10 protein-coding genes and 3 pseudogenes are annotated in these 15,698 nt (G+C 55.9%); 7 read left to right on the top strand and 6 right to left on the bottom strand.

Annotation, left to right across the window (positions count from 1 at the left end):
• Positions 1 to 52: 52 nt before the first annotated feature.
• Both QMG40_RS03055 and QMG40_RS03050 read right to left on the bottom strand, forming a co-directional pair.
• Positions 53 to 784: an ISL3 family transposase gene (locus QMG40_RS03055; protein ID WP_283527772.1), complete on the bottom strand. Its 732-nt coding sequence runs from the start codon at positions 782 to 784 to the stop codon at positions 53 to 55.
• A complete protein-coding gene (locus tag QMG40_RS03050; RefSeq protein ID WP_283527770.1) occupies positions 785 to 1,351 on the bottom strand; it encodes a transposase family protein in 567 nt (188 codons plus the stop codon).
• Between the two features lie 392 nt (positions 1,352 to 1,743).
• Between QMG40_RS03050 and QMG40_RS03045 the strand changes: the two genes are divergently transcribed.
• Positions 1,744 to 2,649, top strand: coding sequence for a hypothetical protein (locus QMG40_RS03045; protein WP_283527768.1), 906 nt, complete (start codon positions 1,744 to 1,746; stop codon positions 2,647 to 2,649).
• Between the two features lie 230 nt (positions 2,650 to 2,879).
• On the opposite strand, the pseudogene QMG40_RS03040 reads toward QMG40_RS03045, so the two are convergent.
• From QMG40_RS03040 to QMG40_RS03030, 3 genes and pseudogenes are all read right to left on the bottom strand, one after another.
• Positions 2,880 to 3,194 (bottom strand): annotated as a pseudogene (locus tag QMG40_RS03040) (transposase); the annotation flags it as partial.
• A 927-nt stretch (positions 3,195 to 4,121) separates the two neighbouring features.
• Positions 4,122 to 4,687, bottom strand: a pseudogene (locus QMG40_RS03035) (recombinase family protein).
• A gap of 281 nt (positions 4,688 to 4,968) precedes the next feature.
• Positions 4,969 to 8,004 (bottom strand): hypothetical protein, encoded by a 3,036-nt coding sequence (locus QMG40_RS03030; RefSeq protein WP_283527766.1) that lies wholly within the window; start codon positions 8,002 to 8,004, stop codon positions 4,969 to 4,971.
• Between the two features lie 122 nt (positions 8,005 to 8,126).
• Here QMG40_RS03030 and QMG40_RS03025 point away from each other — a divergent pair, with 122 nt between their 5' ends.
• From QMG40_RS03025 to QMG40_RS03000, 6 genes and pseudogenes are all read left to right on the top strand, one after another.
• Positions 8,127 to 8,321: a hypothetical protein gene (locus QMG40_RS03025; protein ID WP_283527764.1), complete on the top strand. Its 195-nt coding sequence runs from the start codon at positions 8,127 to 8,129 to the stop codon at positions 8,319 to 8,321.
• A 239-nt stretch (positions 8,322 to 8,560) separates the two neighbouring features.
• A complete protein-coding gene (locus tag QMG40_RS03020; RefSeq protein WP_283527762.1) occupies positions 8,561 to 9,505 on the top strand; it encodes a hypothetical protein in 945 nt (314 codons plus the stop codon).
• A 683-nt stretch (positions 9,506 to 10,188) separates the two neighbouring features.
• Positions 10,189 to 10,836 (top strand): annotated as a pseudogene (locus QMG40_RS17355) (ATP-binding protein); the annotation flags it as partial.
• A 71-nt stretch (positions 10,837 to 10,907) separates the two neighbouring features.
• Positions 10,908 to 12,104 (top strand): DNA-processing protein DprA, encoded by a 1,197-nt coding sequence (locus tag QMG40_RS03010; RefSeq protein ID WP_283527751.1) that lies wholly within the window; start codon positions 10,908 to 10,910, stop codon positions 12,102 to 12,104.
• Between the two features lie 300 nt (positions 12,105 to 12,404).
• Positions 12,405 to 13,340: a tyrosine recombinase XerC gene (locus QMG40_RS03005; RefSeq protein ID WP_283527749.1), complete on the top strand. Its 936-nt coding sequence runs from the start codon at positions 12,405 to 12,407 to the stop codon at positions 13,338 to 13,340.
• A 284-nt stretch (positions 13,341 to 13,624) separates the two neighbouring features.
• Positions 13,625 to 14,128 carry a DUF3145 domain-containing protein gene (locus QMG40_RS03000; protein ID WP_283527747.1) on the top strand — a complete coding sequence of 168 codons (504 nt, stop codon included), beginning with the start codon at positions 13,625 to 13,627 and terminating at the stop codon, positions 14,126 to 14,128.
• Between the two features lie 180 nt (positions 14,129 to 14,308).
• Here the strand turns inward: QMG40_RS03000 and fabF are convergent, their stop codons facing one another.
• Positions 14,309 to 15,568: a beta-ketoacyl-ACP synthase II gene (gene fabF, locus QMG40_RS02995; RefSeq protein WP_283527745.1), complete on the bottom strand. Its 1,260-nt coding sequence runs from the start codon at positions 15,566 to 15,568 to the stop codon at positions 14,309 to 14,311.
• Between the last annotated feature and the right edge of the window lie 130 nt (positions 15,569 to 15,698).

The following is a 15,698-nucleotide window of genomic DNA, read 5'->3' as shown; positions in this document are numbered from 1 at the left end:
ACATGTTGGTGGATTACCGGCTCTCCGCGGTTCGTGGTGAAATCCACTATTGTCATGGATGATTCACCGCTGTTCTGGCGGCGCTCCTGAGCATAATACGAGTCGTGTAGTTGGCGCTATTGACGAAGCCGCGGCCGGTCCGCTTGATGTGTTTGATGCTGGTGTTGTTGGCTTCTACTTTTCCCGTGGTGGCGCCGGTGACGATGAGGACTTCGATCTCTTTCCACCACCTGCAAATGGTCCGCCAAAGCCTAGTCGTCTCAGGTTGGTTGGATTCCTTGACGAGGCGTTCAAGGTGGTCTTTAGCGATCTCGGCGTCCTCCAACGACCCCGTGCGCAGCAGTGTTCGCACTTGTTCTTTTACGTCCCACGCGGTCTTGAGTTTCCCTGTCGGATCGTCGGTGGCGAAGACCTTCTCCAACCGCACCCGGGCTGGCTCGGAAAGTGAATCACCGGCTCGTAGGAGCAGCATTCGGTGTGCCCAGGCTGGGTCCACGGCTCGGCCACGACGCCCACGCACCTGATGGGAAAGCTGCTGCCTGACTTCTGTCAACGCCTGGTTGGCGAGCTGGATGAGGTGGAAATGATCCACGGAAACGGCGGTGCGGGGCAGCCACATCCGCAGCGCTTTTCTAAAAGCTGCTGAGGGATCGATCGCGACAACTTGAACGCCGAGGCGCCACTCCAGGGGCCGCTGGATGAGCCATGCACCGACCCCGGTGTGGTCTCGGCCGTCAACAACACCAAGGATCTGCCCGGTATCCAGGTCAACAATCGTCGTCATTCACGGTTCAATCCGCTGCCACGCGTTGGTCTCTGTGTTCTTGAAGAAGCGGACGGATCGGAAGCGGTGTTCATCAATGCCGAGCATCCTTGGCCGCAGCAGATCGACGTTGGGAAGTTTGGTTGCTGCCACACTCAACGCCTTCTGAACCAACCACCACGACACCCCGTGGGCAGTGGCGGTTTCCGTTGCGGCGCGGCCAGAGTCAATGACTGCTCGCACGAGAGCACTACGGAGTCGGCTCGTGGTGCGTGCCCTGGCCGGGACCTCGATCGTGGCTTCAAAGAACGTTTTGCGAGGGCACAATGTTTCGTCGCAGAACAGTCGCCGCTTGGCCCAAACAACCTCCACCGGACCGGCGATGGGGATGTCCTTGACTCGTTGCTGCCGGCCAGAATGGCGACGGGTGCCAATGACCCCGCAGCCAGGACACCCGGATTCGGCGGTGCTTGCTATCTGAATTCTTCGTTGGCCAAAACTCAGGATCTGGGTTTCAAGTACACGGTAATCGTCCAGATTGAAGATCGTGGTGGCAGCATCAAGTTGCACCAAAGTAAGCTCGTTCAAGGCTCGTAGTCCTGTCAAAGATGAATGCGTCAGAACATCCATCACAACAGGGCTACGCGCCACCTCTGTTCAAGGACACGAAACCAGAATTCACCACGAACCACGGAGAGCCGGATTACCATGTATCAGGCATAGGATTTTTTGCAGTCCGGAAGTTTCGTTTTCTCGTCATTCGACTTCAGTAGTATTGGAACCATCGGACTAAACCGTTACGTGTTTCTAACGCAGTAATACCACAATTCTTTGAGATATAACAGCACGAAATGTTAAGAGAAATTAAATAAGTTCTGATTGTCATTGTATCGATGCCCTAATGCTGGAAGTAAAACTCACGTATTTCGAGATGTATTACCTTTGAGTCCCAGAATGAACATCAATTGAAAAGATAGGCAATGGCAATGGATTTTAATTTTGATATATCAAATGAGAATTTTAGATTAAAATGGGAGGAACGGCTTGAGAATCGCAAACTCAAGCTGAAAACAGAAAGGAAATTATACGCAGACGATGATGGGCTACCTATTTTACGGCGTTCTTGCGTAATGTACCTTGATGAACTGGGCACAAGCGCACGTCTGTCTAATTATGATAACGAAATGCTTCGCCAGGACATTGATGTATACGATCGCACCCGTGACATTCTTCACAGTGAGGCAACGAATGACCAAGATTCCCAGCGGTCGCTATATTTCAGTGATAATGTCGTGGTCGTAGAACCTATAGGGGAAGATACTTTTACTGGACCAAATCCTACCCTCCTTGCCCAAACTATTTGCGCGGCGATCTACCAATTAAATCTCGCCATTACCGGTCGCGTTCTACGGGGTGGAATTGCAATAGGTAATGCGTATGCTGATGGAAATTTTGTTACCGGACCAGCGCACCTTTCAGCAGTTTTACTCGAAGAAACGCAAGCTGAAGTTCCCCGTATCCTACTTGATTCTGAAGCGGTCAAGATTGCAAAAGAAGCGATAACTGATGACAAGCCGAATGAATCAGTGTTTTCGGATATTCTGCTTGTCGACGATGACAAGAAAGTGTTCGTTAATTACCTTCCGCTTGTATTCGAAGATGAAAATATAAAAGGTGCACTAAGCCCTATTTCGGGTCTAGAAAAACATCGAGATCATATCATCAGTATGCTCCAAGCATTCAAGGGTACGGCGGTCGCAGGTAAGTATGAGTGGCTTGCCTCGTATCATAATTTCGTAATTTTAGAATCTAGGCACCATCAAATGAAGAATTTATACATCGCTGGCTACCCGACGAGGAATTTCAGACCTCTGGATGGCGACTAGGCGGCTGGGTAGGTGTTCCGCGCAGAGATTCTTCGTGGATGATGTTGAGGCGCCCTCCAGCATTGCAAGCGCCAACGCTGATGTTCTTGAGCATTTTGCCGGATAGCTGGGGTCTGCCCAAGATTTAGTGGCAGGTTGGGTTGATATTTCGGCGACCGATTGAGTGGTCTTGCTTATTGTCTCAAACTGGCTCTTGGTGGTTCGTGGGGATTCGGATTCCCGGGTGAGTGTCATGCCGTTGTTCGGGCGGCACTTCTCAAGAGAATAACTGATGTGTAGTTGTTGGGGTTGCGGTAGCCACGTGCTGTTCGTTTGATGTGCTTGATGCTGGTGTTGTTCGCTTCGACTTTTCCGGTGTTAGCACCGGTGACTATGAGAACCTCGATTTCGTTCCACCACCGGCAAATGGTACGCCACAGCCTAGTCGTCTCCGGTTGCTTCGATGCTTGTACCAACTCTTCGAGGTGTTCTTTGGCCAGCTCGGCATCTTCTAAGGAGCCAGTTCGCAACAAGACCCGGACTTGTTCCTTCACTTCCCACGCTGCCTTGAGTTTCCTGGCTCTTCAGAATCCAGAGTGTAGTTTCGATCTGAATCCGCCGGATTCCAGGAGCGATCTGGCGACATAGTTGGTGAGGTTCCGGAAGCCGAGGGCGGATCCTCGAAGGTGTTCCAGCCGGCCATTGATCGCTTATGCCGATGTTTGGGTTATGCCTACAATGTTGAGAAATAGCATGTTCTTGGACGGTTGGGCCCTCTACTTGTCGGCATAAGTGCCCTGGGAAACCCTGTCTCTCTCAAAGGCGAAGCAGGGTGGTCATGAGTTGCCCACTACTCATTCAGGAACCGGTTTTGACAGTGGACGCGCTTACTATCGTGTGTTTGTGGCTGGAATGTATGAATCCGGCAATGAACTTTGATGTCCGTGATCTGGGATGGCTTGTACGCCAACTGCTGCTTTGCACTCCGTATGCGCGACGTCCATATGCCTCGAGGCATGTTGATTATGCCGACACGTCTCCAATGGCCAAGGCCCAAAGCCAGCCCAAAATTGCCGATGTCGGGATAACCCAGGCATCGGCATCGGCATAAGCAATTCAATGCCGATGTCGGCATTGAATCGCTTCAGTAGGGCTATTGGAGGTCCCTGGCCGGTCGAATTATGCCACCACGTCTTCAGCTCGCCGGCTCAGTGTTCGTCCGAGTGTTTTGAGGTCAGTGAGCGCCGCCTGGACCCCGGTGCCGAGGCACCAAATTGCAAACACTCCACAGCCTACGTCAGTAGCTTCATGACGACGAATCGCCTCGCTAATCGGGTGCGGACATCGGCGAACATGCGGTGTCATCATTGTCTCGTCAGACCGCAGCTTCCTCGGACCTTCGCTGAACCGGGGACTGGGGAAGACCTGGCCGGTAATTAGAGCTAATAACGTTCCGTCGTTAATCTCGGCGTAGACGGTGCAATCCTGCCGCGCTAAGCTGCGGCTTGGCCGCCGCGTTTGATTGCACGCTGGATGGTGGAAAGGGCCTCACCGAAAGGCTCAGTAATTTCAAGAGTTGCGCTCACCCGCCCGGTGCACTGAAGGCAAGTGTGCTTCCTGTGCCTTGGAGATCTTGGGCTGCTTCACGCGCAGCTTGCACTTTGCTTTGGCGACAGCCATCCCTTAACGAGTGCGTGCGCGGATCAGGTCTGCTTCAAACTCGGCAACCATAGCCAGAACATTGAAAAGAAGCCTGCCACGGGATCGGTGGGTCGTGGACCGAGCCGCCGATGCTCGGCCTGACCTCGCGGCGGGTGAGTCCATCGACGATGTCCTTTGCATCGCGCCGTGACAGGGCTGGGTGGTCGAGCTTGGTCACGACCAGGGTGTCTCCGCCCCGACAGGCGGCCAGTGCTTATCTAAGACCAGGCCGCGTCCTGTTCGTGTCGGTGAAGGTCTTGCCTGACGACACTCCTAGGGTAAGAAAGGAGTTCTTTCAGGCCGTGAGCTCTTGGTCTTTATTGGATACGCGGGCGTATCCAATAAAGAGTCCGGAGATGGTTTAGAGTGCACCTTTCACCCCTTCACCGGGCTTTCCCCCCGGGCAAGTACAGGGGGATACGGCAACTGCAGAAACACGCAATCTCGAAAATTTCCGAAGTTTTCCGCACACGCGCCGATAAGCGACCAGCTTACGGCACGACTGTCGCCGGCGCCTGGGGCAGTCCCGTCCCTCCCTCACCGCCGGGCGGGGGACAGGCCTGATCTAACAGTGCGGGTTACCGTCAACTCTGACGACTTGGAACCCATCGAATGCCCGCACTGCGCTAGGACCTCTGACTACGACTGGGATGCCAGAAGGTCCGTGTGCGGGACGTCTTGCAAGAACCCATATCTTCGATCTAGTAATTGCCGAACTCCGATGATGTTTGGAGTGTCACGGTCGATGTGGAGCCCTAGACGCTTGGCCACACTTAGCGTCGCGAGGTCAAAGGCTTGACGCAGGTTTTCCTTAGAGAAGTGGTGGAGGGGGATGTTTGGAGATTCTGGCGTTTCACCTTTATGGACCAAATCCGGAGCAGTTTGTCGGAGCATCTGGGGTGATGAACTGTCTGGGCCGAGCTCACGCCGTATGCGGTAGTTGGTAGCGACATTGAATATTGCCAGAAGCAAGTGCCAATCCAGCCAGCCCTCTTCCCGGAGTTCGGAAAGAATCCTGCGGCATGTGTTGTTTCGGAGTATTCGGGCCAATGTGAATCCTACGAGAGTTGAGACCTCGTAGCGTTCTTTGATCATCTGATGCCATTCACTCTCCGAGAAACCAGGGCCGTAGGATTTCGGCTGCTCCAAAGAGATGCTTGTGAGTGGCGCGTAGTCGCAGGTGCCGATGACTTGGCGACCGACTTTAGCCGTCTGGCGGTAGTGGGCTTCGTCGAGCAGTCCTGCTGTTTCGTCGTATGGCCGACCGAACGAGATTTGGTTGAGAAAACCCCTGGCAAATGCCCTGTCAAGCATCTCTAGGACTTCTTCCTGCGATAGAGCGCTCAGCCTCATGAGTAGCAGCCCTACGGCTCCTACAATCTCAAGTTCCAGCACTTCGGCATCTGACTGGTCCGTGTAGGGCAGAAGAGTAACTAGGGCCTTTAGCTGATGGTTGTCAGGTGCGAACTCCACTCGTTCCTTATACTCACAACCCGCCAGTTGGATCTCTACCGAGACGCTTTCGTCTAGGAGTACCGGATCCTCCGTTGCAAGCTTGCACAGAAGAATCTGCGCGGCTGCTGCAAACCTTTCAGCGGCAAGCACCGATACTCTGTCATTTGGGCAGCTTATGTTCCAGTGCGTACCAAGAGCCGAGAAGCTCAATGAACGCGTTGGCCCGGTGTCGCTATAGGGGCGACCCCCAAGCTGTTCAACGGAAGCTTTAGTAAAACTCACTTCGTCGTGTGCGAAGGAATCTTCAAAATGGTCAACGAATTGCCAGATCGTTTTGTCGTAGTCCGTCTCCGCAAGGCGGTCTGTGAGTGTTCCCACCAGCTCCGGCCTGAACTTCCTGGCGGCCATGCAGATCATGGTCTGGTGAAAGTCCATGCCGACTAGATCTGGGTGCTTCTCGCGATCGAAGGCATCCTCTGCATATATTCCATGTGCTTGAATTGCCAGCTGGCTCAAGGCCGTGGCGTCCAGCCACGCCCCGGCGTAGTAGCAATTCTGGAATGCTTGGATCAGGCTAGTGCCGACCAAATCGATGACGTCTGAATCCGGGGAAGAAATTGCGATAGAGGAGGCAGTGAGAGCATACTTCTTGGCGGCGTGGGGGAGCTTCAAGTTGGAGTAAACGCTGGAGATCATGAGCATAGCCAGAACTGAGCCACGAAGCGTATCGCCGTGGAACCAGTTGATCTTTGCCTTATGAAACTCCCGGAGAGCCAGGAGGGGCTTTTCTGACTTGATAAAGGATAAGGCCCTGTTTCTGCAGCGCTCGGCGACGGCGTTGTCGCCTTCAATCGAGCCTATCGCCTCATCCAGTGCATTCCTGACCTTCTCGTAGTGTTCGTGTGCTGCAAGAACTGGGCTGTAAGCCTCAAAGAGGTCGCAGGTTGTCTGCACTGGAAAAGTACGGGCGATGGGCAGGAGCTCAGCAAGATCTGCGAGTGCGATCATCAGCGGGTCCAGCCTGATTTTCACTGCTTCAGCGGATCCCGCCTTACTGAGGATCTCCTGCAAGGTCGTGTCTGCTGTATCTGCAGTCCTAGCGGGAGCATTTGGATTTCGCGTCATGCCGGTGACGTCGGGGTGGAACAGGATATGCGCTCGAGCTGCGAGCAGGTGCGCTGTCGCATTCGGGTAAACACTCCGGTCAGTGCCAGCTATCAGTGCATCGACACGATTCAAGATGCGCTGTAGTTGGGCCATTAGATGTTCCGAAGTGGTTGTGGCGATCCCAGCCGCCCAGGCTCCTTGCCAATAGGAGATGAGGACGCTTGCATCGACAAGGTCGCTCGATGCGGAGCTCTCGGCCGCGTAGTCAATGAACTGATCGATGTACTCTTCCACATTCGCCAGGGTTTCCATCCCGCGAAGAGTGGCAACTACGATTTCGTATCGAGCTTTCATCTGTACGTCTGCGGGTTGGAGGTTTTCAGGGTCTGAACTTAGGAAGGCGCGCGTGTATTGAAGCCATTCAGCCAAGTCGTTCTGGGCCTCAGCGTCTTGTGTAGCGTGGCGGAGTCCAGTTCTGACCGCGGCAAAGTCGCCCGGGGTGGTAAGCGGTTCACCAGATTCCCTGATCCGCCGCAGCAGGTCTTGGTACCACTGGGGAAGATCCGGGGCATTCGTCGGTACCAGGTTTGAGGGCAGATCGAGCATCTTTTCGGCGACCCAGACTAGGTCAGGCTCGGCCAAAAGAGTTGATATTGCCATTGCGTCAAAGACCTCAAGATCAACGTCATGCTGTTGGCGCGCGTACTCTTGAAGGTTGTGCCGGGTGCTCACGGGCAGGTTTTGTGTCAGAAAGTAGGCGACCCTGGCGACAGGCTGCCCTTGGGAGGTGATTTTTTTGAGATCCCCTTTGACTTTGGAACTCAGGTCGGTTCGCTGAATCGTGCAGGCAAGGACTAGGGGTTCTGTAGTGGACCTGCCGACGAATCCACCGGCTCTGGGGAGTTCTTCGGGCAGGGCAGAGAAGAACGTTTCTCCGTCCCGCCCTTGGTCCCCGCCGCTGCTGACAGGTCCGGTTGCCGGGAGGATGTTGCTGCTGATTCGCCGCTGGGCAATCCGAAAGCAAATGTTCTCGAACTCGTGGTGTCGGTTTTGCGCGCCAAGCTGATCCAACTGGAAACGAATGAACGTCTCGGTTTCTATACGGGTAACCATTCGTCTATCCTGCCCTATCTGACAGCTAGAACCTGACTTCACCGCGTGCCACGAACTTGCTCAGGGTGCTGCTTCCGCTGGAAGGGTGCGCACCTGTCGCGGACATATACGAGGTACGTCAGGTGTTCTGTCTAGATTTGGATTTTGACGACGAGGCTCGTGGGGCGGAAGCTCAGCCGCTTGTGAGTGCGATGATCGAGTATTTCAAGCAACGGCTCTCCTTGGCTGCCCCCAAAAAAAGGTTTCAGTCCGGGAAAATGGTCAGCAAATTTGTTTATTTTCGTGCCCTGACGGTCTTGGAAGCCGGATTTGCATAAATCCCTTTCCTGCCCGGTAAGGGATCCGCATCTGGGGCAGTCTTCGTGACTGCCGATAGGGATAGGGTCGGAGCATGTCCATCATCTTTGCTCCAATGACCCAAGCCGACATTGGCGGGCTCCTCCACCAGCTGGCGGCAACTGCTGAGATGACTCTAGTCTTGAGTGTCAGTGCCTCCGTCTAGGCTTAGGGCATCGCAACAGTGCGATTCATGTCTAGGGGACAGGTGCGGATCTAAATGGTTGATGTTCAAGTGTTGGCCGACTCACAGGTGGGGCTGCGGCATCTGATGCTAATGGCTGCGTTGGCTAAGCGGGCTCAAGGAAATCAAGTCTCAACTGACTGGTTCTATCAGAATGCAGGAGATACGACCCGTGATGCTGCACAACTGACGGGTGACTTTGAGACTCTTCAAGAGAAGGGCTGGCTCTGGTTTGAGAAATCAATCGTAGGCATTGATGAAGTCGTATTGACTCAGCCTGGCAACGACATAGCCGAAGAATTTGGCGTATTGAGGGACTCGCCTCGCGAACGAGTGAAGGCTGCGCGAGACCGGGTTCTTCACTGGCTGTACGACAGCGACCTAGCTGGTATCTCTTCGCCCGTCATCGATCGGTTTTTTGAAAGTGGCCATGCAAACTACTATGGAACACCGTTTTCAGAGACAGAGCTTGAGCGTGCTTGTAACTGGTTGCATGATGAAGAGTTGATCGCGGGAACTAAAACGTGGGGTGGACCGATTCCCCGGCCAAACATCACAAACAAGGGCACCAGAGTTGTCGAGAGCGGAGAGTCTGTGAACGCACAGAGTGGCAATGGAGGAACAACCGTGCACAACAACAACATCAACATCAAAGACTCGCATTCGTTGAACGTAGCTGCAGGAAGCTCACATGTCAGCCAGTCCAACACGCTGACCATCGAGCAGATCAGTCAAACAACGCAATTCGTTGAAAGCGCCAGGTCACTCGTTCCGCTCCTGGGGCTCCCGGAAGATGGGCAAGTCCTAGCCGGTCAACTAGTTGATCAACTTGAGGCAGAGGTAGCGGCTCCCGTGCCCAGCCAGAGCAAGATGAAGGAGCTCGTTAGCAAGGTAGTAGACATCGCTGTTACCGGCACTGCAACTGGCTTGGTGAACGCCCTTGTCACTCTGGGCACAGGAATGATGACCTCCCTCGGCTAACCAGAGTCATGCGCACCGCTACGGGTCCTCAGTCTCTTTAGCGGTGCGCTTGATCTCGCCGACAGGAAACCAATCAGAGTCGTACCGGCCCCTTGAGTCCGTCCACTCGATGAGACTCTGGTGCTAGGTGTGTATGCCACAGCGCGCCAGCGAATGTCACCAGCTCTCACCAGCGGCACATCGACTTTCAGAAAACCTTCATCCCTCGTTGAAGTCGTGACAGAGCCAAGCGGGGCCTGTGAGATGCGCTATCGTACCCAACTATGTATACGCTTAACGTAAGTACTTCGGTCGACTGAGGTGTACTAATCGTTCGTCTTCATGTACAACGACGAAGGTATTGGAATGCTAAGTCCAAGTGGTCAGGGCATCGTCACATTAAAGCAGTTCACGCTGGACAGTTCCACTCTCCACACAGTTATCCTGCACCCATGCGATGTACCACACCGCAAACTATGGGACTGACACACTGAGCGTTCGTAGAACACCGGCATGAAGCGCTAAAACCCACATATTGAGCCGAGGATTCGGGGCAACGAACCTCGCCTCGAAAGTTTTCGTTCCTTGTTCAGTCGGACATGCGGACTCGACTGGATATCGATTCACTACGGTCCGTCAGACTGTCAACCATTAAGGTCATAGCGGAGGAGCACAACGATCTTGGCCAGCATTGCTGCTGACGCGGCTCAACCGCGGAAACACGGGGAGGTATATTATTTGTAGAGGCGCCCGAGTTTGATAAACGTGTATTGGATGCACTGCGGCAGCCTCTGGAAAGTGGGGAGCTTGTGCTCCATCGCTCCGCCGGAACGGCATCTTACCCCGCCCGTTTCCAACTTGTCATGGCCGCCAACCCCTGTCCTTGCGGAAAGGCAACGGGCAAAGGAATCAATTGCGAATGCACACCCATGGCACGTAGGCGCTATTTTGGTCGGCTTTCGGGTCCTCTGCTTGACCGGGTGGACATTCAGCTGCAGGTCAATAAGGTACAGCTCTCACAGCTGTCCGATTCTGCACAGCGTGAATCAAGCGCCCAGGTGGCAAAACGGGTAGAGATGGCCCGCGACATTGCTGGCGAGAGACTAAAAAAGTGGGGCTTGGTTCACAACGCTGATCTCACGGGCCGGGTGCTGCGTGGTCCTCTGCGGTTGGGTGGCCATGACACAGCGCTTTTGGACAGGGCGATGGGGACGGGGGTACTCAGCGCACGGGGTTATGACCGCGTTTTGAGATTGGCGTGGACGGTGGCAGATCTTCAAGGACGTGAGCGACCCGGCAGCGATGATGTGGGGTTGGCGTTGACATTGCGGCAACGAGGTGAGGGATTGTGAATATAAGTAAGGCAGAAAGAACGCCGGATTATTCTGAACTGCGCATAGCGCGTGCTGCTCTGACTCGGTTGATGGAACCTTCAGATCTGCCGGGGCTGGCGCTGATCCAGGTACTGGGGCCACAAGAGGCGATGGCTTTGATTGCTACCAGCGCCTGGTCGAGTTCTGCGGTTGAACGCCAGATCACTGAAATACTGGGCTTTGCAGGCACCGAGCGGTGGACAGGTCTGGCAGAGGCATTGGGGCGTTGGCGGCCACGGCTGGGCGATGTTGCGCCGGAACGGGACCTAGCCACCATTCAACGATTGGGCGGGAACTTACTGATCCCTGAAGACACACAATGGCCACGAGCTTTAGAAGATTTGGAACTGAACGCGCCCATAGCACTCTGGTGTAGGGGCAAAGGCAACAGGATTCCGCCACAGTCAAGCTGCATCGCGGTGGTGGGATCCCGTGACAGCACCAGTTACGGGGCTAATGTCAGTGCGGAAATTACCAGTTCCCTGGTGCAACGCAATTTTACGATTATCAGTGGAGGCGCCTACGGGATCGATGCCCACGCGCACCGTGGAGCCTTGAGCGCCGCCATGCCGGTACCACTGACAAGGCACACCGAAGGCCGAACCGTCACGGTGGAGAACGACCCGGCTAACGAGCAGCCACCAACAATCGCTGTCATGGCTGGGGGAGTGGACAGATTCTACCCATCCGGAAATGAGGACCTGTTGCGGAGCATTGCTGACCGCGGTCTTGTCGTGGCTGAGGTGCCTCCTGGCACGAACCCCACACGCTACAGGTTCTTGCAACGTAACCGCCTCATCGCTGCCTTGTGCGGGGTCACCGTTGTAGTGGAGGCCAGATGGCGTTCAGGTGCGCTGAATACAGCTCATCACGCTGAGGCGCTCAGCCGGGTTGTGGGGGCGGTGCCGGGATCCGTATACTCGGCGAATTCTGCTGGTTGCCACAGGTTACTCAAAGAAGGCTCGGCTGTGTGTGTCACTGACGCAGCGGATATTGCTGAACTGGCGGGTGTTATGGGGGAACACCTTGTGAGCGAACCACTGGTGCAGGAAGCACTGTATGACGGTTTGTGCACTCAAGACCTGCTGCTTCTGGATGCTTTGCCGTTGCGCGCAGCCACTACGTTGGAAAAACTGTGTGTAGTTGCGGGGCTCAGCGCTGCCACAGTCTTATCCGGGTTGGGCCGACTTGAGGCATTGGGGCTGGCAGAAAGACTGGCAGGTGGCTGGAAGCGCCAGGCTCAATGACCTCGGTGCGCGAACTGCAGCGGCTAACGGCAGCGCGGGCACAGGATGAGCGCGTTGCTGAGATGGATGAACATCTCCCATCCATCTGTCTCGGAGGTACATCACCATGCCGCAGAACTACATCATGATGGCGGGAGCCCAAAAGTTCACTGGTGGCCAAACACTGGCCGCCCTTGCCCAAGCTCTCACCGGTGTCGGCGTCTGTGTCTACCCTTGAAAGCAAAGGGTTGGGATAAACCAAAAACAGATGGACCGGCGGGGGAGCTTGAACCCGGGGGTTGTTCAGCGCACAGTGAGTGTGTGGATTCAACAGAACGCTCCTCCCTGCCTCCTGCTCTAGCCGGGGCAGCGAACGCCTTTGAGCGCTACTTACGCACGGAACGGGGCCGTTCAGAACACACCATCAGGGCATACCGCGGGGACCTTGACGCATTGTTGATTCACGCCGTTGCCGAGGGCAACACTTCTTTGGCGGAGTTGGACTTGGGCTCGCTGCGGCGTTGGCTGGGGGAGCAGAGCGAGGCCGGACTGGCACGTTCAACACTGGCTAGGAGGGCTGCCACGGCACGCAGCTTTACGGCATGGGCGCTGCGGGAGGAGCTCATTGAAGTAGACCCGGCGGTGCGGTTGAAGGCTCCCGCGCGCGGGAAGAGCCTGCCGGCTGTGTTGCAGCAGCAGCAAGTACGGCGGATGCTTGAAGAAATGGTCAAGGCGGCCCAGGCGCAGGATCCGGTTGCCCTCCGCGATCTTGCAATGGTTGAACTTCTCTACGGAACCGGAATTCGTGTCGGTGAACTGACAACTTTGAACCTCACTGACATCAATCAAGAGCGGCGCACTGTGACTGTGGTGGGCAAAGGTAACAAAGAGCGAACTGTGCCCTTCGGTGTGCCAGCGGATACGGCACTGAGCCAGTGGATGAACGCCGGCCGGCCCAAAATACACAAGCATCAGGCTGGTGAGGCACTCTTCCTTGGACAGCGCGGCGGACGTATTGACCAGCGCACAGTGCGCTCAGTGGTAGATAAACACTTGGCTTCTCTCGGTGATACCTCTGCAACCGGGCCTCATACTTTGCGGCATTCGGCTGCCACTCATCTCCTGGACGGTGGCGCGGACCTACGCGCTGTGCAAGAGATTCTGGGGCACAGCTCCTTGGCTACCACACAGTTATACACTCATGTCTCGGTGGAACGGCTGAGAGAAAGCTACCGCACAGCACACCCACGCGCCTGACACTTCGCTCTCTGAACATAGTGAACGTAAGGATCCAGCCAGAAAGCCGGAAAGCCAGAAAACCAGAAAACCGCATAAAAAATAGGGACATGCTTGTCATAAGTGCTCACCTTAGTGGCGTTATCTGCCCCGCTACGGCACAATGATAATAAGTTATCTTTTGATAGCGAATCCCGGGTTTATAACCTAGACATTTAGGGACGGTTCACATCAGAATCGCGTAACACCAGTTCCATCCAAAGAAGGTCGTTGGGGAAGACGCACCTACTGCAATGGAGGATGGAATGAAGGTTGAACACACGCGCGGTGTTTTGTTTGTGCACTCAGCCCCGGCTGTCATGTGCCCGCATATTGAGTCATCCATTGCTGGGGTGATGGATCAGCGCACGGACTTGCAGTGGACTGCACAGCCCGCGGCGCCTAATGTGCTGCGCACTGAACTTAGCTGGCGTGGGCCTGCCGGAACCGGCGCCCGCCTTGCCTCCGCTTTGCGCGGATGGGCCAATTTGCGTTACGAGGTGACTGAGGATCCGAGCCCGGGAACGGACGGCTCCCGCTGGTCCCACACTCCAGAACTGGGTATTTTTCACGCGATCGCGGATGTGCACGGGAACATTATGGTTTCCGAAGACAGGATCCGCTACGCCTATGAGACAGGCAAGGGTGACCCTTCACTTGTCTACCAGGAGCTTTCACTGGCTTTGGGGGAGGCATGGGACGAAGAACTCGAGCCCTTCCGCCACGCGGCAGCCGGAGCACCTGTGCGCTGGCTACACCACGTTGGCTAAAGCAGCCCAGAACATCCCAGAAGTGACCAGTGCCTCGCGTATCTCCCCCAGCTTTGATCGCTTGGGCTGTTCACAGCATCCCAAGTCTCACCCGTGAAAAAAATGACCCGCAGCAACTGCTTAAAAACACTTGAAAGGTGTTTTTCGCTTGTTTGCTGCGGGTCAGTTTTCCTACAAAGACTAGGCCATGTCAACCTTGGGGCCTGTGCTGCGGATGGCCACAACGGCATTGTGTCCACCAAAGCCGAAGGAGTTGTTCAGCGCCAGGACCTCGCCTTCGGGCAGTTTGCGGGGTGTGCCGGTGACAACGTCGAGGGGGATCTCCGGGTCCTGGTTCTCCAAGTTGATGGTGACCGGGGCCAGGCGGTGGTAAACAGCCAGCACCGTCAGGACCGACTCAACGGCGCCCGAAGCACCCAACAGGTGCCCCATCTGTGACTTCGTGGCCGACACGCACACATTGTTCACGTGCTCACCCAGGGCGGCCCTGAGCGCGGTGTATTCGGGCTTGTCGCCCACGGGGGTTGAGGTGGCATGCGCGTTGACGTGGGATACGTCTTCAGGCAGTGCGCGAGCATCAAAGAGGGCCGCCTTCAACGCGCGGGTGGCACCCAGACCCTGGGGGTCCGGTGCGGTGATGTGGTAGGCATCGGCGGTTACTGCGGTGCCGGCCAATTCACCGTAAATGCGTGCGCCACGGGCCAGCGCATGCTCTTCAGCCTCGAGCACCAACGCGCCGGCGCCTTCACCCATGACGAATCCGTCGCGGCTGATGTCGTACGGACGTGATGCCGTCTCGGGGGAGTCGTTGCGCTTGGACAGGGCCTGCATGGCGGCGAAGGAAGCCAACGGCATGGGGTGGATGGCGGCTTCGGCGCCGCCAGCCACGACCACGTCGGCCTTGCCGGAACGGATCAGCTCCAGGGCGATGTGCAGTGCCTCGGTTCCTGAAGCACACGCGGAAACGGGGGTGTGTGCGCCGGCACGGGCGCCCAGGTCCAGGCTGACAGCCGCGGCCGGGCCGTTGGGCATGAGCATGGGAACGGTCATGGGCAGCACGCGGCGGGGGCCCTTTTCACGCAGGGTGTCCCAGGCATCCAGGAGAGTCCAGACACCACCAATGCCGGTGGCAAAGGCTACGGCCAGGCGGTCGTGGTCCACCTCCTCAATGCCGGAATCCTTCCATGCTTCACGTGCAGCCACCACAGCGAACTGGGTGGAGGGGTCCATGCGTTTGGCCTCGACACGGCTGAGCACTTCGGTGGCGGGAGTTGAAGCCTTGGCTGCGAAATGAACGGGAAGATCGTACTTTTGTACCCATTGATCTTTCAGGGTGTGTGCGCCGGAGACGCCCTTGAGGGCATTCTTCCACATGGTCGGGACGTCGCCGCCAATGGGTGTGGTGGCACCCAGTCCGGTGATGACTACTTTGCGGGCCATGGTTCAACTCTCTACAAAAATTATGGGGCAGGACTCGAAGATGATTATTGTGGTTGGCCGGCGTCCTGCTTTCCGGCCAACCACCATGTCTCTTTTCGCTGACGCGGGTATGAGACTAATGCACAAGGGC

The organism is Arthrobacter antibioticus (genome assembly GCF_030063205.1).
Lineage (GTDB): Bacteria > Actinomycetota > Actinomycetes > Actinomycetales > Micrococcaceae > Specibacter.
This window is presented reverse-complemented; position numbering and strand designations above follow the sequence as displayed.

Bases quoted from the DNA above. Each gene is read 5' to 3' on its own strand.
- QMG40_RS03055 (WP_283527772.1), bottom strand. From the start codon at position 784: ATGACGACGATTGTTGACCTGGATACCGGGCAGATCCTTGGTGTTGTT.
- QMG40_RS03045 (WP_283527768.1), top strand. From the start codon at position 1,744: ATGGCAATGGATTTTAATTTTGATATATCAAATGAGAATTTTAGATTA.
- QMG40_RS03030 (WP_283527766.1), bottom strand. From the start codon at position 8,004: ATGGTTACCCGTATAGAAACCGAGACGTTCATTCGTTTCCAGTTGGAT.
- QMG40_RS03020 (WP_283527762.1), top strand. From the start codon at position 8,561: ATGGTTGATGTTCAAGTGTTGGCCGACTCACAGGTGGGGCTGCGGCAT.
- QMG40_RS03010 (WP_283527751.1), top strand. From the start codon at position 10,908: ATGGAACCTTCAGATCTGCCGGGGCTGGCGCTGATCCAGGTACTGGGG.
- QMG40_RS03000 (WP_283527747.1), top strand. From the start codon at position 13,625: ATGAAGGTTGAACACACGCGCGGTGTTTTGTTTGTGCACTCAGCCCCG.
- fabF (WP_283527745.1), bottom strand. From the start codon at position 15,568: ATGGCCCGCAAAGTAGTCATCACCGGACTGGGTGCCACCACACCCATT.